This window comes from Micromonospora sp. R311 (assembly GCF_056780015.1).
The window spans coordinates 18,998-35,168 of the sequence record NZ_JBSWCE010000044.1 but is presented as its reverse complement, the minus strand read 5'-3'; the positions used below and the strand labels follow the sequence as shown (position 1 = coordinate 35,168).

Here is a 16,171-nt window from a genome sequence, read left to right as displayed (position 1 = left end):
GCCCTTCTCCTGGCAGGCTGCCTCCCATGACCCTGAAGCTGCGTTCCGTGGGAACGAGCGACCGTGGGCTGATCCGCAGCGGGAACCAGGACGCCCTGCACGCCGGGACCTGGCTGGTCGCCGTCGCCGACGGCATGGGCGGGATGGCGGCCGGTGACCTGGCCAGCGCGATCACCATCGACGCCGTCGCTCCGCTGGACGTGGAGACCCCGGAGGACGCGCTGGTGGCCGCGCTGCAGAGCGGCATCGAGCTGGCCACCGCGCGGATCCGCCAGGCGGTCAGCGAGGATCCGGAGCGGCAGGGCATGGGCACCACGTTGACCGCCCTGCTCTTCGCCCGGACGGGCAGCTGCCTGGCCCTGGCCCACGTCGGCGACTCCCGGGCCTACCTGTTCCGGGAAGGGGTGCTCAAGCAGATCACCCGGGACGACACCTACGTGCAGATGCTCGTCGACCAGGGACTGATCACCCCCGACCAGGCCAGCAGCCACCCCCGCCGGGCGGTGGTCACCCAGGCGTTGCAGGGCGACGAGGTCTCCCCGACGTACGCCACGATGGTGCCCTGGGCCGGCGACCGTTGGCTGCTGTGCAGCGACGGGCTCTCCAACGTGGTCCGGCCGGACACCCTCGCGGAGGTGCTCGCCGGCCACCCGGACCGGGCCGAGTGCGCCCGGAAGCTGATCGACCTGGCGCTGCGCGCGGGCGGCCCGGACAACGTCACCGTGGTGATCGCCGACGTGGTGGAGGAGTGAACGGGCGAACCAGCCCGCTCAGCGGCGGCGCGGAGTGGTGCGCCGGGTGGGCTCGGCCGTGGTCGGGTCCTCCGGCCAGGGGTGGCGCGGGTAGCGGCCGCGCAGCTCCGCCCGCACCCGCGGATACCCGGACCGCCAGAACGACGCCAGGTCGGCGGTGACCGCCACCGGGCGCCCGGCCGGGGAGAGCAGGTGCAGCAGCACCGGTACCCGGCCGTCGGCGATCCGCGGCGCGTCCCGCCAGCCGAAGGTCTCCTGGAGCTTCACCGCGAGCACCGGCGCGGCCGGATCGGCGTAGTCGACCCGGATCCGGGAGCCGCTGGGCACGGTGATCCGCTCCGGGGCCAGCTCGTCCAGCCGGGCCGCCCGCGCCCAGGGGAGCAGCCGGCGCAGCGCCGCGGCGACGTCCACCCGGGCCAGGTCGGCCCGGCGCCGGGCGGTGGCCAGTTCCGGCCCGAGCCAGTCGGGGGCGGCGGCGAGCAGCGCCTCGTCGGTCACGTCCGGCCAGTCCGCGCCGAGCGCCCGCCGGCAGAACGCCAACCGCTCGCGCAGCGCCCGCGCCGCCGGGGTCCAGTCCAGCAGGCCGAGGCCGGTGCGGCGCAGCCCGGTGAGCAGCGCCGCCGCGACCGCCTCCGGGTCGGGTCGGGCCAGCGGCCGCTCGACCAGCTCGACCGCGCCGAGCCGGACCACCTCGCGGGCCACCACGTCGCCGCCGGACCAGGCGACCTCCCGCTCGGTGCGCAGCAACGGGCCGGCCGCCTCCCGGGCGGTCGTCTCGTCCAGCGGGGTGGCCAGCCGCACCCGGGCGGTCGGCGCACCGGGGGAGCGGTCCGCGACGGCGACCGCCAGCCAGGTGGACCCGCCCAGCGCCGACCCGGGCGTCAGCTCCGCGGCGGTCCCGCCGGTCATCAGGTACGCCGAGCCGCCCGGCCGGCGCACCCGGGCCAGCCGCTCCGGGTGGGCCAGCCCGACCAGCAGCCCGGCGGCCAGGTCGTCCGGCAGCCGGTCCGGCCCGCGTCCCGGCGCGCCCGGTCCGGTCGACGCGCCGCCCCGCCCGGCGGAACGGCGCTCCCGGTCGGCCCCGGGTCTGGTCGCCGGGTGCTGCCGGCCCGCGCTCGACCCCGCCGCGGCCGGTGCGGCGGGCAGGGCGGCGCGCAGCCGGCGTACCTCGGCCCGCCAGCGGGCGGTGGCACCGGGATCGGCGCCCGCGCGCAGCCGGCGCCAGGCGGCGGCCAGGTCGTCGCCCGGTCCGGCCACGGTGTCCTCGGCGAGCAACGCCACCACCTCGGCCGCGCGGTCCGCGCCGACCCGGTCGGCGCCGTCCAGCAGCGCCCTCGCCAGCCGGGGGTGGGTGCCGACGGCGGCGATCGCCCGGCCCCGGTCGGTGATCCGGCCGTCCGGGTCGACCGCGCCGAGGGCCACGAGGGTCTCCCGGGCCACCGCCAGCGCCGCCGCCGGCGGGGGATCGGGCAGGGCCAGCCCGGCGCCGTCCGGCCGCCCCCAGGCCGCCAGCTCCAGCGCGAACCCGGTCAGGTCGGCGGTGGCGATCTCCGGCGCCGGCTGGGCGGCCAACCGTTCGTGGGTCGCCGCCGACCAGCAGCGGTAGACGTACCCGGGCGCCTCCCGGCCGGCCCGGCCGGCCCGCTGGGTGGCCGCCGCGCGGGACACCGGCACGGTGACCAGCGCGCCGAGCCCGCGCGCCAGATCCGTGCGGGCCACCCGGGCCAGCCCGGCGTCCACCACCACCCGGACCCCGGGCACGGTCAGGCTGCTCTCCGCCACCGCGGTCGCCAGCACCACCCGACGCCGGTCCGCCGGGCGCAGCGCGGCGTCCTGCTCGGCGCCCCGCTGCCGGCCGTGCAGCGCCAGCACCGCCACCTCGTCGCGCAGCTCGGCCAGCCGGGCGGTGACGGCGGCGATCTCGCCGGCGCCGGGCAGGAAGACCAGCAGGTCCCCGTCGCGCTCGCGCAGCGCCCGCCGGACGGTGGCCGCGACGTGGTCGAGCAGCGCCCGGTCGACCGGACCGGCGCCGGGCGCGACCACCGGCCGGGGTGGCGGGGCCCAGATCCGGGTCACCGGGTGCAGCGCCGCCGGAGCCCGGACCACCGGCGCCGGGCCGCGCGCACCGCCGAGCAGCGCGGCGAACCGGTCCGCCTCCGGGGTTGCCGACATCGCCAGCAGCCACAGGTCGGGGCGGAGCGCGGCGCGGGCCTCGACCGTGAAGCCGAGCGCCAGGTCGGCGTCGAGGTGCCGCTCGTGGCACTCGTCGAGCAGCACCGCCCCGGTGCCGGCCAGTTCCGGATCGTGGTGCAGCCGGCGCACCAGCAGCCCGGTCGTCACCACCTCGACCCGGGTGTGCGGGCCGACCCGCCGCTCGCCGCGCACCGCGTACCCGATCCGGTCGCCGACCCGCTCGCCGAGCAGCGCCGCCATCCGGCGGGCCGCCGCCCGGGCGGCCACCCGGCGCGGCTGGGCGACCAGCACCCGACCGGACACCTCGTCGGCCACGGCCAGCGGGGCGAGCGTGGTCTTGCCGGTGCCCGGCGGCGCCACCAGCACCCCGGCCCCGGTCGCCCGCAGCGCCGCCACCAGTTCCGGCAGCGCCGGCCGGACCGGCAGGTCGAGGGGCACGTCACGGAGCACGGCCCAGTCTCGCACCGCGCCGGGGTCGTCAGTCGGGGTGTACCCGGTGCAGGCCGCTGAGGAAGGCGTGCCAGGCCGGCCGCGGGAAGGCCAGCACCGGCCCGCCCCGGTCCTTGCTGTCCCGCACGGCGACCCGACCGTCGGCGGCGGCGACCTCGACGCAGTTGCCGTTGCCCACGCTGCGCGTGCTGGTGCGCCACTGGGCCCGGGTCAGGTCGAGCGCGGTCATCGCGGTACCCCTCGTCTGTGCCGGCGTGCCGCACCCGAGGCGGTCACGCAAAGTAACGAGAAGCCTCCTCCAGGCGGGCCAGCGAGGCCGCCGGAGGCAGTGCCGCGCGGCTCAGCTCCTCGTGCACCAGGCTATACCCGCGGACCTGAGCCTCCTCCTCCAGAGCCAGCCCTGTACTGAGGTTTTCCAGGTAGACCACGGCGGCGTCGGCGGCGTCGGGAAAGGTCAGCACGACGTACGGCGAGTTCATCGCCGGGTGCCCGCCGGCGGTGAAGGGAAGTACCTGCAGGGTTACGTTCGGTAGTTGGGCCATCCGGCCGAGGTGGGCCAGTTGGGCCGCCATCACGGCGTTGCCACCGATCGGCCGGCACAGCACCGCCTCGTTCAGCACCACCGACAACTCGACCGGGTTCTCCCGGTGCAGCACGTACTGCCGGTGCATCCGGGCGGCGACCTTGCGCTCGATGCCCTCCTCGCCGGCGGTCAACCGGTAGACCTCCCGGGCGTACGCCTCGGTCTGCAGCAGCCCGGGCACCGCCTCGGCCTCGTACGTCCGCAGCGTCGCCGCCTCCGCCTCCAGTCCGACGTAGAACTCGAACCAGTCCGGCAGCACGTCGCTGTACTTCTGCCACCAGCCGCGTTGCTGCGCGCCGCGGGCGATCTCGATGAGCGCCTCGGCGTCCGCGCCGGTGACCCGGTAGAGCGCCAACGCCGCCCGGACGTCGCGCGGCTTGATGCCGATCTGGGCGGTCTCGATCCGGGACAGGTTGCTCTTGGACATGTCCAGTTGCCGGGCGGCGACGTCGAGGGTCATGCCCGCGCGCTCGCGCAACTGGCGCAGTTCCCGGGCGATACGGCGGCGGCGGACGGTGGGGCTGGCGGTCACCCTCCGAGTCTGTCACGACAAGATCCGCAGGTCGCGCCAGCACGGATTGCAACTGCCGGAAACGGGAGTTGCGTTGCAGTTGTGGTGGGTGCATCCTTTCCCGGTCGCGAGCACTGTGGACGGACGCCCGGGAGGAACGGTTGCTCATCGCCGACGAGTTCTTCCTGGTCGCCCACAACGACAGTCGCGGCAAGGCGAGACTCAACCCGACGGCGACCGGCCTCGGCCTCGCCGGTGGCCTGCTCGGCGAACTGGTCCTGTCTGGACACCTCACCGTCTCCGCCGGGATGGTCAGGGTGCTGGACCGCCGCCCGCCGGCGGACGCGCTCGCGCACACGGTGCTCGACCAACTGGTCGGCGAGTACCAGCACCAGGCGGTGCGGACCTGGCTGAGCTTCCTGGCGCAGACCGCGGTCGGCTCGGTGGGGGAGCGGCTGGCCCGGGCCGGGGTGCTGCGCCGGCAGGAGAGCCGGCGGCTGCTGCGCACCACCGTCAGCTACCAGCCGGTCGACCTCAACGCCGCGGCCTGGCCGGCCACCCGGCTGCGCGCCCTGCTGGAACGGCCCGAGCCGCCCAGCGTGCCGGACGCGGTGCTGCTCGGGCTGATCGCCGCCGCCGGGCTGACCCGCGAGGTGCTCTGGAGCGCCGGCCCCCGCGCCCACCACCGGTTGGGCGTGCTCGTCCCGGCGCTGCCCACGCCGCTGAAGGATCTGGTCGCGCACACCGAGGCGGCCGTCGGCGCCGCGGTGCTGCGTGGCGTGCCCTGATCGCACCTGTCCCCGACCCCCTCGACACCGGAGCAGCCCATGCCGTCGACAGCGACGATCGAACGACCGAGCAACGTCTCCGAGGCACTGGCCCGCGGCCGGCTGGGCGTCCCCTCGGTGATCTTCTTCGTCCTCTCCGCGGCGGCGCCGCTGACCGTGGTGGCCGGCGTGGTCACCACCGGCTACGGGGTCATCGGGGTCACCGGCATCCCGCTGGCGTTCCTGGTGGTCGCCGCCGTGCTCGGGCTCTTCTCCGTCGGCTACGTGGCGATGGCCCGGCGGGTGGCCAACGCGGGCGCCTTCTACGCGTACATCTCGCGCGGGCTGGGCCGGCCGGCCGGCGTGGGCGCGGCCTGGGTGGCCCTGATCGCCTACAACGCGCTCCAGGTCGGGCTCTACGGCACCGTCGGCGTCGCCGCCGAGCCGGTGCTGGACCGGCTCTTCGGCTCGCATCCGGACTGGTGGGTGGTGGCACTCGCGGCCTGGGCCGTGGTCGCCGCGCTCGGCGTGCTGCGGGTGGACGTCAACGGGCGGGTGCTGGCCGCGCTGCTGGTCGCCGAGATCGCGGTGATCCTCGTCTTCGACCTCGGGCAGCTGGCCAACCCGGCCGGCGGCTCGGTCAGCCTCGCCGCCCTGTCGCCGGAGAATCTCGCCGGGCCGGGCGTCGGCGCGGTGCTGGTGCTGGCCATCCTGGGCTTCGTCGGATTCGAGTCGGCGGTGGTGTTCAGCGAGGAGAGCAAGGACCCGCGCCGGACGGTGCCGCTGGCCACCTACCTCTCGGTGGCCATCATCGCCGCCGTCTACGCGCTCTCCTCGTGGAGCATGACGGTCGCCGTGGGACCGGACCGGATCGTCGCCGAGGCGGGTGAGCAGAGCGTCGGGCTGATCTTCAACCTGGCCGGCGCGCACCTCGGCGACACCGCCGTCACCATCGGCCAGGCGCTCTTCCTGACCTCGGTGCTGGCCGCGATGATCTCCTTCCACAACACCACCGCCCGGTACGCCTTCGCCCTCGGCCGGGAGCGGGTGCTGCCGGCAGTGTTCGGGCAGACCGCACCGCGTACCGGGGCGCCGCGGGCGGCGTCGCTGGCGCAGAGCGTGCTCGGCCTCGCGGTGATCGTGCTCTACGCGACCAACGGCTGGGACCCGGTGGTGCAGCTGTTCTACTGGTGCGGCACGAGCGGCGGCTTCGGGGTGCTGCTGCTGATCGCCGCCACCTCGATCGCGGTGATCGCCTTCTTCGCCCGCTCCGGCGGGGCGGAGACCCGCTGGCGTCGGGCGGTCGCCCCCGGGTTGGCCGCCCTGGCGTTGCTGGTGGTCGTGGCGCTGGCGGTGGACAACTTCGCCGCCCTGCTCGGGGTGGCACCGGACTCGCCGCTGCGCTGGGCGGTGCCCGCCGCCTACGTGGGCGCCGCCCTGCTCGGGGTGCTCTGGGCGCTGGTGCTGCGCCGTCGCCGTCCGGACACGTACGCCCGGATCGGTCTGGGCGCGCAGAGCACCGCGGCGCTGGTGGCGCCCGCCGGCGACCCGGCCGGCGCGGAGCCGCGGTGACGACCGGGGCGGCCGTGCGGCGGCTCGGGCCGGCCGAGACCGCGCTGGTGGCCGGGCGGATCGCGGAGGCGTTCATGGTGCTCGACGCGACCCGGTGGCTGGTGCCCGACGCCACCCGGCGCCGGGCCGCGCTGGCCGGGCACTTCGAGATCCTGGTCGACCACGCGATGCGGCACGGCCTGGTCCACGGCAGCGCGGACCTGGCCGCCGTCGCGGTGTGGTTCCCCTCGGTCGGCGAGCCGGCCCCGCCACCGGAGAACTACGCCGCCCGGCTGGCGGCGGCCTGCGGTGAGTGGACCGAGCGCTTCGCCCACCTCGACGAGCTCTTCGCCGCCAACCACCCGCACCCGGACCACCACCACCTGGCGTTCCTCGCGGTGCGTCCGGACCGGCAGGGGCAGGGCCTCGGTACGGCGCTGCTGCGGCACCACCACACCTGGCTGGACGCCAACGGCGTGCCGGGCTACCTGGAGGCGAGCAGCGAGCGCAGCCGCGACCTGTACGCGCGGCACGGCTACCGGGTGGGGGAGCCGTTCCGGCTGCCGGACGGCACCCCGTTCTGGCCTATGTGGCGGGACCCCCGCTGACCGGCACCGGGCCGCCGGGTCACTCCGACCCGGCGACCCGGTGGCCGGACACGACGGTGGCCGGGCCCGCCGACCCGGCCACCGTCCACCACCCCTCTAGTACGTGCCGTCGAGCTGCCCGCGCAGCTTGGTCAGCGCCCGGGCCAGCAGCCGGGAGACGTGCATCTGCGAGACGCCGATCTGCTCGGCGATCTGCGACTGGGTCAGGTTGCCGTAGAAGCGCAGGGTGAGGATCTTCTGCTCGCGCTCGTCCAGCGTGGCGAGCGCCGGGCCGAGGGCCACCCGCAGCTCGGCCAGCTCGAACTCGCCGTCCTCGCCGCCGAGCATGTCGCCCAGCTCGGTGGCGCGGTCGCCGTCGCCGGTCGGGGTGGACAGGGACACCGCGTTGTATGCGCGGGCGCCCTCCAGGCCCTCCAGCACCTCTTCCTCGGTGATCTTGAGGTGGGCGGCGATGTCGGCGACCGTCGGCGAGCGGCCGAGGGTCTGCAGCAGCGAGCTGTTCGCGTCGGAGATGGCCAGCCGCAGCTCCTGCAGCCGGCGGGGCACCCGGATGTCCCAGGTGCGGTCCCGGAAGTGCCGCTTGAGCTCGCCGATGATGGTGGGGATCGCGTAGCCGGCGAAGTCGACGCCGCGGGACGGGTCGAACTTGTCGATCGCCTTGATGAGGCCGACGGCGGCGGTCTGCGCCAGGTCGTCGGTGGGCTCGCCGCGCCCGCTGTAGCGGTGGGCGAGGTGGTTGGCGAGCGGTAGCCAGGCCTCGATCGCCCTGTCGCGCAGTGCGGCCCGCGACGGGTGGTTGGCGGGCAGTGCGGCCATCGCGTTCAGCAGGTCGGCGGCGCTGTCGGTGAGCGACCGCGGGTCGAGCTTTTCGGTGGTGGGTGTGCTCGTCGCCTGCTCGCTGATCGTTGGCGCGGTCATGGGTGGTCCTCCCTGCACCTCGTCCGCGGATATGAGACGTGACGCTTTGGTTTAGCTTCAGATGGGCCGTTCGGGACTCACCTTAGCCTGATCGGCTTGGCCAAAGCTAGCCGAAAGTACGATGTACTTAAGTAATCTTCCGCCATCAAGGGCGCGAACTGGACAGAACGCTGCGTGATTGTGAGGGCGGTTACCGGTTCGGTCGTCCGACTCGCCGCCGTCCGGGCATCCGCCGCCGCCGGACCGCTCGGCCACCGCGGTGCGCCAACCGGGCAGCCGGCAACCCGACATGTCGGCAGGAGTGTCGACTTTCCGTCGTTGTCCCATCGACGGGACCGGCCTAGCGTCGCTGTGTACCCGTCCGGTTTCGGAGGCGTCGTGCTCGATCCAGCCGCTCCCCAGCTCGTGGTGAACAGCCGTGCGCTCTACTTCAGCTGGCTGCCGGCCGACCCGGACGCGGTCGCGGCGCTGGTTCCGCCGGGGCTGCGCCCCCGGCCGGACCGGCAGGTCTTCATGAACCAGTACGTGGTCGAGGACGACACCCAGACGTCCGGCTTCGGGGCATACTCGCTGACCTATCTCGGGGCGTCGCTGAGCGGGGTGGACGCGCCCGGGGGCACCAGCCCCGGCGGCTGGTGGACGCAGTACGTGACCTCCAGCCAGCGGGTGCGCGAGTACGGCGTCGCCCGGGGCGCCCCGGCGGTGCTCGGCCGGACCACCATCGACGTGCACGGCGGCCACCTGGTCGCCGAGACCGAGATCGACGGGGTGCCGCTGATCCGGGCCCGGTGCCAGGTCGGGGAGACCGGCAGCCTGATCAGCAGCGGGCACCACCGCTACTTCACCGCCCGCGACGGCCAGCTGCTCAGCTCGGTGTACCCGTACATCGCCGAACCGGTCACCCCGTTCGTCATCGAGTCGGTGGAGTTCCTCGAACCGGGCCACCCCAGCTACGCGCTCCGCCCGGCCAACCCGCTCACCATCGGCTTCGGGTTCTACGCGCCGCGCGCCTCGTTCGCCTATCCCGGCGGCTTCAGCACCTACCCCGGTGGCGGCCACCCGGTGCATCCCGGCGCGGGGGCGGAGCGGGTGAAGCCGCAGCGCGGCGGTGACCGCTCACCCGCGGTTCACCAGGTACCGGCCCGCCGGGCCCGCAGCGGCCTGCCGTCCGGGTCGTAGACCAGCCGGTACGCGGGCAGCGCCCAGGCCCGGGTGTACCAGCGCAGCCGCTCCGGCCGGTGCGGGCGCAACCGCCCCGGGGGACGGGGGCCGACCCGGCCGGTGTCGTACCACCGTTGCAGGGCGTCGGCGGCGGCGGTGATCGTCGCGACCGCGTCGGCCGGGTCGAGGAGGTCCGCGTCCTCGCCGCCGTCCGGGTCCCGGTCCAGGTGTTCGCGCCACAGCCGCAACCGCAGCTCCCGGGCGAAGACCCGGGCGCCGTCGCCCTGCCCGGCCGGGTCGGTCGGCTCCCGCTCGTCGCGGGTCTCGTCCAGCACCGCGCAGGACAGCTCGCTGTCGTGCGTCCAGGATCGACGGTTGAAGTTGTCGCTGCCCACGCTGGCCCAGACGTCGTCGACCACGCAGACCTTGGCGTGTACGTACACCGGCGCGCCGGAGTGGTTCTCCAGGTCGAAGACGTGCACCCGGTCCGGCGCCGCCTGCTCGCACAGCGCCAGCGCCTGCTCCCGACCGACCGTGTTCGGCGGCAGCGCCAGCCGGCCGTCCACATCGGGGTATCGGGGGACCACCGCCACCAGGTGCAGCTCGGGGTTGTCGCGCAGGGCCCGGGCGAACAGCTCGGCCACCTCGCGGGACCAGAGGTACTGGTCCTCCAGGTAGATCAGCCGGCGGGCCCGGCGGACCGCCTTGGTGTAGCCGCGGGCCACCGTGCGCTCCCCGTCCGGGGCGAAGGAGTACCGGGGCCGCACGGCGGGGTAGGTGCGCAGCACCTGGATGTGGTGCGGGCCACGGGGCGGCGGGTCGGCCGGCCGTTCGGGCAGCGGGTCGGGACGCAGGTCCGCCCTGCGCAGCCGGTCCCGCAGGTAGGCCGTCGGGTTCTCCGAGTCCAGCGGCATCGGGTCGGTCCACCGCTCGCGGAACACCGTGTCCAGCGCCCCGACCACCGGGCCGCGCAGCGCGAGCTGCACGTCGTGCCAGGGCGGCCGGTCGCCGTAGCGGGCCGACATCCGCACCGCCTGCGGATCGCCCCGGTGCGCGGCGTCGTCCCGCCGGCTGTGGCACAGGTCGATCCCGCCGGCGAACGCCACGTCCCGCTCCGGCGCGCCGGGGTGCCGCAGCACCACCAGCTTCTGGTGGTGCGACCCGCCCCGGCGGACCCGCTGGTCGAGCAGCACCTCGCCGCCGGCCGCGGAGACGGCCTCGCTGAGGTCCCGGTTCTCCTCCTCGCTGTACGCCAGCGCGTCGAGGTGGGACCGCCAGATCAGGCCCTTGACGACCACCCCGCGCTGCGCGGCCCGGGCGAACAGCTGGGCCACCGTCGGGCCGTCCGGGCGCAGCCGCTGGTCGGGATCGCCCCGCCAGTCGGTGAACCAGAGATGGTCACCGGCGTCCAGTGCGGTCACCTCGTCGACCAGCCGGTCGAAGTAGGCGGCGCCGTGAATTAGCGGCTCGGCAAGGTTTCCGCTGGTCCAGACGGGTAACTCAGACATCGGGTTGGCGCGTTCCGGTGCGGTGAGGAACCAGTCCCGCAACCGCGCCGCTCCAGCCCTCCGGAGGTCGACCACGTCCTCACGGTAGGACCCCCGCCGGAGGTCCGCACGCCGGCCGGCACCGCGCCGACCCGGCGGCACCCCCGGCACCCGTAGCCGACACGACGCGAACAACCGAGGAGGCCACACCATGCCCGGCGAGACGACGAACCCCGTGACCGAGTACCGCGAGCAGGCGGTGGAGAGTGAGCGGGGTGCGCTGGTGGCCGTGTTGGTGATGGTGATCCTCGGCGTCGCGGGCATATTCGCCGTGTCCTGACACTGGACCCTCTGACGGAGGTGAGCGCCCCGGCCCGACCGGGGCGCTCACCACTGCGCCGGTCAGGGCCGGGGGCCCTGGCCCTCGGTGTGCGGCAACCGCTGCGCCGGGATGACGCCGAGCTTGCCGGCCTGGAAGTCCTCGAACGCCTGGATCAGCTCGTCGCGGGTGTTCATCACGAACGGGCCGTAGTGTGCCACCGGCTCCCGGATCGGCTCACCGCCCATGATGTAGAGCTCCAGCGTCGGGGTGTGGCTGTCCTGCCGGGCGTCCGCGGCGAACCGGAGCGCGTCGCCCGGGCCGTGCACGGCGAGCTGGCCGGTGTGCACCGGGCGCGCGTCGGCGCCGACCGTGCCGCGCCCGGCGAGCACGTAGACCAGGGCGTTGAAGTCCGGCCGCCAGGGCAGGTCGACCTGCGCCCCCGGCTGGACCGTCACGTGCGTGACGGTGATCGGGGTGTGCGTGGAGCCCGGCCCCCGGTGGCCGGCGACCTCGCCCGCGATCACCCGGATCAGCGCGCCGCCGTCCGGCGTGGTGAGCAGGGCGGATTCCCGGCCGCGGATGTCCTGGTACTTCGGCGGGATCATCTTCGCCACCCGGGGCAGGTTGACCCAGAGCTGGGTGCCGTGGAACAGCCCGCCGCTGACCACCAGGTGCTCCGGCGGGGCCTCGATGTGCAGCAGGCCGCTGCCGGCGGTCATCCACTGGGTGTCGCCGTCGGTGATGGTGCCGCCGCCGCCGTGCGAGTCCTGGTGGTCGAAGATGCCGTCGATGATGTAGGTCACCGTCTCGAAGCCGCGGTGCGGGTGCCAGGGCGTGCCCTTCGGCTCGCCGGGGGCGTACTCCACCTCGCCCATCTGGTCCAGGTGGATGAACGGGTCCAGCTCGCTCATCGGCACGCCGGCGAAGGCCCGGCGGACCGGGAAGCCCTCGCCCTCGTAGCCGCTCGGCGCGGTGGTCAGCCGGCGGACCGGCCGGAAGGTGGTGGACTCGTCGAGCCGGGGCAGGCGGGGCAGGACGAGCACGTTGTCGACGGTGATGGCGGGCATCGCGGGCTCCTTAGCTGTCGCTGTCGTCAGGGGTGGTCGACGCGTCGCGTTCGGCGCGTAGGCGCCGGCCGAGCCGCTCGAAGACCCGGGTGAGGCAGGCGACCTCGGCGTCGTCGAGGTCGTCCATCAGGTGGGTGCGGACCGACTTCAGGTGGTGCGGGGCGGCCTCGCGCAGGGTGAGCAGCCCGGCGGCGGTGAGCACCGCCTCGCTGCCGCGCCGGTCGTCCGGGCAGGGTTGCCGGGCCACCAGGCCGCGCTTCTGCATGGACGAGATCTGGTACGTCAGCCGGCTCGGCGAGAAGACCAGCCGGCTGGCCAGGTCACCCATCCGCAGCCGCTGCCCCGGCGCCTCGGAGAGCAGCACCAGCACGTGGTAGTCGGCGAAGCTCAGCTCGCTGTCGGCGCGCAGATCGTCCTCAAGCTGGGTGAACAGCCGTTGGCTGGCCTCGATGTACGCGCGCCAGGCGGTGAGTCGGGCGCTGTCCAGGCTCTCGGTCACGCCACCAGAGTAGCACTATTTCAAATTTTGACTAGTGGCCTCCACCTCGGGACCTGCCGAGTCTCGGCCGCCGGTCACAGCGGGGTCGTGCAGCTTTGAACGAACAGCCCGGAAGCGGTGCGGACGCGACGCTGTTCCGCGTGCGACAGTCCGGACACGGCGACGGCCCCGGAGGAGGTCCCCGGGGCCGTCGCGGCGGTCTGGGAATGCCGGTCAGGCCGGCTGCTGGCGGGGTCCGGTCAGGTGCATCCGGCCCAGCAGCTGGCGGGCCTGCTCGGCGAACTGGACGTCGACGATGACCGCGTACTGGCCGGCGCGCAGCGAGCTCGCCGAGGTGAAGTCGCGCTGTCCGCCGGTCATCGCGTGCGCCACCGCGCCGAAGACCGCACCCCAGATCGCGCCGATCACCAGGCCGACCAGGATCACCGCCAGCCAGTTGCCGACCGTGAAGATGCCGAAGAGCAGCCCGATGAAGAGGCCGAACCACGCCCCGGTGCCGGCGCCGACGAGCCCGGCCCGTCCGGTCGTCATCCGGCCGAGCACCGTCTCGACCAGGGTGAGGTTGGTGCCCACGATGGCGCTGTGCTCCACCGGGAACCGGTTGTCCGCCAGGTAGTCCACCACCCGCTGGGCGGCCGGATAGTCCGGATACGAGCCGATCGTCACGGTGGGTGGGCCCGTCTCCGGCCCGTGTCCGTCGCCGCCGGGCGCCGCCACGCGGCCTGCCGGACCGGACGGGAGGGTCTCGCCGCCGGGCATCCCGGGACGCCAGGCCGAGCTGGGATTGGTCATGAGCGTCCTCCTTCGTGAAGACGTTGCCTTCCCCGCGGGGCCCGCCGGTAACTCCGCCCCGGCCACGGATGCGGCGGCGACCGCGGGGGCTCCCGCCGGGGAGGCCCTCGGGCGGGGCGGGTCAGGACCGGGGGGAAGCGTCCCGCAGGTAGGCGGCGGTGGCCGCGTCGGCGGGAAGGAACGACTCGACGGCGAGCTCCTCGACGGTCACGTCGAGCGGCGTGCCGAAGGTCGACACCGTGCTGAGGAAGGTCAGCTCGCCACCGGGGTGGCGCAGCCGCAGCGGCACCACCACCTCGCCCGGGCCGGTCGGCTCGGCCGCGGGCTCCGGCCCGCCGGGATAGCCGCGCAGCTCCTCGTGGAGGGCGGTGAGGTCGGCGTCGCCGGTGAGCGCCGCCTGCCGGCGCAACCGGCCGAGCAGGTGCGCCCGCCACTGGCCGAGGTTGGCGATCCGGGGCGCCAGGCCCGCCGGGTGCAGGGTCAGCCGCAGCGCGTTGACCGGTGGCCGGAGCAGGTCGGCGGCCACCCCCGCGGTGAGCAGCGGCACGGCGGCGTTGCCGGCGACCAGGTTCCACAGCCGGTCCACGGCCACCGCCGGGTACGGCTCGTGCGCGCGCAGCACCAGGGCTACCGCGTCGAGCACCCCGCGTAGCTCCGGCGCGTCCAGCGGCGCCTGCGAGTAGACCGGGGCGTAGCCGGCGGCGCGCAGCAGGCGGTTGCGCTCCCGCAGCGGCACGTCGAGGTGGTCGGCGAGCCGGAGCACCATCTCCCGGCTCGGCACCGAGCGTCCGGTCTCCACGAAGCTCAGGTGCCGGGTGGAGATCTCGGCCTCGGTGCAGAGGGCGAGCTGGCTCAGCCCGCGCCGCTGCCGCCACCGGCGCAGCAGCCCGCCGACCGACGGCTGCCGCTCGTCGACCCCACTGGAGACCACCGCCCGATCCTACGCAGCGCCGCCGGCCCGGGCCGTTCCCGACGGCAGCGCCGGGGAACGGCCCGGGGGTGGGTCAGGTGCAGGCCACGCCGTCGAGCGCGAAGCCGCCCGGCGCGGGCAGGGTGGTGCCGGAGTACGTGCCCTGGAAGCCGACGGTGACCGTGCCGCCGGCGGGCAGGCTGGCGTTCCAGGCGACGTTGCGGACGGTGATCCGGTCGCCGGACTGGCTCCACTCGCCGTTCCAGCCGTTGCTCAGCCGCACCCCGGCGCCGGCGGTGAAGGTGAGCGTCCATCCGCTGCGTGCCGCGCCGTGGTTGGTCACCCGCAGTTCGGCGGTGAACCCGCCCGGCCAGGAGTTCGGCGCGTACGTCACCGCGCAGCCGCCGGTCGGCGGCGGGCTGGTCGGCGGGGGCGTGGTCGGGGGAGCGGTGGTCGGCGGGGGCGTGGTCGGCGGGGTGGTGGTCGGCGGCGTCGTGGTGGGCGGCGCGGTCGTGGGTCCGGCCGCGACGGCCAGGTCGTACGCCCGCTGGGGCACGAACTGGCCGGCCGGGGCGATGCACCCGTCGGCCTCGCCCGGCAGCTTCACCCAGAGGAACGCGTCGATCGCCGGGTCGCCGGTGGCGGTGGTGCTCGGCGTGCCGATCGCCCGGCCGGCGGGGTCGCACCACTCCGAGCCGGCCGGACCGTTGCCGTTGCGGCTGGTGTCGATGACCGCCCTGAGCCGGGACACCCCGGTCGCGGCGATCACCGCCTTGGCGTACGCGACCTCGTCGGCGGTGCGGCGGTAGTTGGAGACGTTCAGCGAGATGCCGTCCGCGCTGTTGGCGATGTCGGCGCCGGTGAGCCGGGCGGCCGCCTCGGCGGGGGAGAGCCAGGCCGAGTGGCCGGCGTCGAAGTAGACCTTCGCGGCGGCCGAGCCGGCCTTGAGCCGCTTGCCGGCGTACGCCATCGAGGCCATCGTCTCGGCCTGCTGGCCGGCGTTCTGGCAGTTGGTCATCAGCGGCAGCACGTCCGGCTCCAGCACGATGGTGGCCGGCCTGCCGGCCAGCCCGGCCGCCACCTGGTCGACCCACTGTCGGTAGGTGGCGTGGTCCGGGGCGCCGCCGCCGCTGGCCCCGCTGCAGTCCCGGTTGGGGATGTTGTAGACCACCAGGATCGGCACCTTGCCGGCGGCGGCCGCCGCGCCGACCAGGGCGTCCACCTCGGCCCGTACGGCCGAGGTGTTGGTGCGGGTGAACCAGCGACCCTGCGGCACGTTCGCGATCCGGTCCCGGATCACGGCGGCCCGCGGGTCACCGGGGTTGGCGGCGACCCAGGCCGCGGCGGCGGTGGCCGGGTCGACGTAGAAGGCCGAATCGGCCGCCGACGCCGCCGGCGCCCGGAGGATGCCGACGGTGGCGGCGACGGTGAGCGCGGCGGCGGCCGCGGCGAGCGCCGGTCTGCTTCTCATGGGCTCTCTCCTGGCTAGATCGACGAGTGACGCTGGAAGCGCTCCCATGCATCGACGTCAACCTACGGCCTGATCGCCGCCATGTGAAGACCCGGTTGCCGCCCGCTCCCGGCGCGGCGCCGGGTGAGC

The 16,171-nt window shown here is 75.0% G+C and carries 16 protein-coding genes; 6 read left to right on the top strand and 10 right to left on the bottom strand.

The features are described 5' to 3' along the window. Positions 1–26 precede the first annotated feature (26 nt). Positions 27–752, top strand: coding sequence for a PP2C family protein-serine/threonine phosphatase (locus tag AC1WTP_RS29460; protein ID WP_481652504.1), 726 nt, complete (start codon positions 27–29; stop codon positions 750–752). A gap of 18 nt (positions 753–770) precedes the next feature. Here the strand turns inward: AC1WTP_RS29460 and AC1WTP_RS29455 are convergent, their stop codons facing one another. From AC1WTP_RS29455 to AC1WTP_RS29445, 3 genes are read right to left on the bottom strand one after another with little or no spacing between them, the layout of a single operon-like run. Beyond that, a complete protein-coding gene (locus AC1WTP_RS29455; RefSeq protein WP_481652526.1) occupies positions 771–3,395 on the bottom strand; it encodes an ATP-dependent RNA helicase in 2,625 nt (874 codons plus the stop codon). Positions 3,396–3,423: 28 nt separating this feature from the next. Beyond that, the gene (locus AC1WTP_RS29450; RefSeq protein WP_481652503.1) at positions 3,424–3,624 is read right to left on the bottom strand and encodes a DUF397 domain-containing protein; all 201 of its coding nucleotides are present in this window, start codon (positions 3,622–3,624) and stop codon (positions 3,424–3,426) included. Positions 3,625–3,667: 43 nt separating this feature from the next. Further along, positions 3,668–4,510, bottom strand: a complete 843-nt coding sequence (locus tag AC1WTP_RS29445; protein WP_481652502.1) for a helix-turn-helix domain-containing protein — start codon at positions 4,508–4,510, stop codon at positions 3,668–3,670. A gap of 140 nt (positions 4,511–4,650) precedes the next feature. Here AC1WTP_RS29445 and AC1WTP_RS29440 point away from each other — a divergent pair, with 140 nt between their 5' ends. Genes AC1WTP_RS29440 through AC1WTP_RS29430 form a run of 3 tightly spaced genes read left to right on the top strand, consistent with a single transcriptional unit; the run spans position 4,651 to position 7,415 of the window. Next, positions 4,651–5,277, top strand: a complete 627-nt coding sequence (locus AC1WTP_RS29440; protein ID WP_481652501.1) for a GOLPH3/VPS74 family protein — start codon at positions 4,651–4,653, stop codon at positions 5,275–5,277. 39 nt (positions 5,278–5,316) lie between these two features. Beyond that, positions 5,317–6,828 (top strand): APC family permease, encoded by a 1,512-nt coding sequence (locus tag AC1WTP_RS29435; protein WP_481652500.1) that lies wholly within the window; start codon positions 5,317–5,319, stop codon positions 6,826–6,828. Next, positions 6,825–7,415 carry a GNAT family N-acetyltransferase gene (locus tag AC1WTP_RS29430; protein ID WP_481652499.1) on the top strand — a complete coding sequence of 197 codons (591 nt, stop codon included), beginning with the start codon at positions 6,825–6,827 and terminating at the stop codon, positions 7,413–7,415. Before AC1WTP_RS29435 ends, AC1WTP_RS29430 begins: the two co-directional genes overlap by 4 nt. Before the next feature lie 96 nt (positions 7,416–7,511). On the opposite strand, the gene AC1WTP_RS29425 is transcribed toward AC1WTP_RS29430, so the two are convergent. Next, entirely contained in the window at positions 7,512–8,333 is an 822-nt protein-coding gene (locus AC1WTP_RS29425) for a SigB/SigF/SigG family RNA polymerase sigma factor (RefSeq protein ID WP_481652498.1), read from the bottom strand. Positions 8,334–8,711: 378 nt separating this feature from the next. Here AC1WTP_RS29425 and AC1WTP_RS29420 point away from each other — a divergent pair, with 378 nt between their 5' ends. After that, entirely contained in the window at positions 8,712–9,512 is an 801-nt protein-coding gene (locus tag AC1WTP_RS29420) for an acetoacetate decarboxylase family protein (RefSeq protein WP_481652497.1), read from the top strand. Here AC1WTP_RS29420 and AC1WTP_RS29415 read toward each other — a convergent pair. Next, positions 9,461–11,002: a phospholipase D family protein gene (locus AC1WTP_RS29415; protein WP_481652496.1), complete on the bottom strand. Its 1,542-nt coding sequence runs from the start codon at positions 11,000–11,002 to the stop codon at positions 9,461–9,463. The two genes, AC1WTP_RS29420 and AC1WTP_RS29415, sit on opposite strands and share 52 nt — an antisense overlap. 190 nt (positions 11,003–11,192) lie before the next feature. On the opposite strand from AC1WTP_RS29415, the gene AC1WTP_RS29410 reads away from it, so the two are divergent. Then, positions 11,193–11,321, top strand: a complete 129-nt coding sequence (locus AC1WTP_RS29410; RefSeq protein WP_481652495.1) for a hypothetical protein — start codon at positions 11,193–11,195, stop codon at positions 11,319–11,321. A 62-nt stretch (positions 11,322–11,383) separates the two neighbouring features. Here AC1WTP_RS29410 and AC1WTP_RS29405 read toward each other — a convergent pair whose 3' ends face one another. The 5 genes from AC1WTP_RS29405 to AC1WTP_RS29385 all read right to left on the bottom strand — a co-directional run bounded on the left by AC1WTP_RS29405 (position 11,384) and on the right by AC1WTP_RS29385 (position 16,042). Next, the gene (locus AC1WTP_RS29405; protein WP_481652494.1) at positions 11,384–12,370 is read right to left on the bottom strand and encodes a pirin family protein; all 987 of its coding nucleotides are present in this window, start codon (positions 12,368–12,370) and stop codon (positions 11,384–11,386) included. Between the two features lie 10 nt (positions 12,371–12,380). Next, complete coding sequence (locus tag AC1WTP_RS29400; RefSeq protein WP_481652493.1) at positions 12,381–12,869, bottom strand: MarR family winged helix-turn-helix transcriptional regulator; 489 nt, start codon at positions 12,867–12,869, stop codon at positions 12,381–12,383. A 213-nt stretch (positions 12,870–13,082) separates the two neighbouring features. After that, complete coding sequence (locus AC1WTP_RS29395; protein ID WP_481652492.1) at positions 13,083–13,661, bottom strand: general stress protein; 579 nt, start codon at positions 13,659–13,661, stop codon at positions 13,083–13,085. Positions 13,662–13,782: 121 nt separating this feature from the next. After that, entirely contained in the window at positions 13,783–14,592 is an 810-nt protein-coding gene (locus tag AC1WTP_RS29390) for a helix-turn-helix domain-containing protein (RefSeq protein WP_481652491.1), read from the bottom strand. A 73-nt stretch (positions 14,593–14,665) separates the two neighbouring features. After that, on the bottom strand, positions 14,666–16,042 hold the full coding sequence (locus AC1WTP_RS29385; protein WP_481652490.1) for a glycoside hydrolase family 6 protein: 1,377 nt from the start codon (positions 16,040–16,042) through the stop codon (positions 14,666–14,668). Between the last annotated feature and the right edge of the window lie 129 nt (positions 16,043–16,171).

Coding starts and splice junctions, on each gene's coding strand:
- AC1WTP_RS29460 (WP_481652504.1), top strand. CDS start 27: ATGACCCTGAAGCTGCGTTCCGTGGGAACGAGCGACCGTGGGCTGATC.
- AC1WTP_RS29450 (WP_481652503.1), bottom strand. CDS start 3,624: ATGACCGCGCTCGACCTGACCCGGGCCCAGTGGCGCACCAGCACGCGC.
- AC1WTP_RS29435 (WP_481652500.1), top strand. CDS start 5,317: ATGCCGTCGACAGCGACGATCGAACGACCGAGCAACGTCTCCGAGGCA.
- AC1WTP_RS29425 (WP_481652498.1), bottom strand. CDS start 8,333: ATGACCGCGCCAACGATCAGCGAGCAGGCGACGAGCACACCCACCACC.
- AC1WTP_RS29415 (WP_481652496.1), bottom strand. CDS start 11,002: ATGTCTGAGTTACCCGTCTGGACCAGCGGAAACCTTGCCGAGCCGCTA.
- AC1WTP_RS29410 (WP_481652495.1), top strand. CDS start 11,193: ATGCCCGGCGAGACGACGAACCCCGTGACCGAGTACCGCGAGCAGGCG.
- AC1WTP_RS29405 (WP_481652494.1), bottom strand. CDS start 12,370: ATGCCCGCCATCACCGTCGACAACGTGCTCGTCCTGCCCCGCCTGCCC.
- AC1WTP_RS29395 (WP_481652492.1), bottom strand. CDS start 13,661: ATGACCAATCCCAGCTCGGCCTGGCGTCCCGGGATGCCCGGCGGCGAG.
- AC1WTP_RS29385 (WP_481652490.1), bottom strand. CDS start 16,042: ATGAGAAGCAGACCGGCGCTCGCCGCGGCCGCCGCCGCGCTCACCGTC.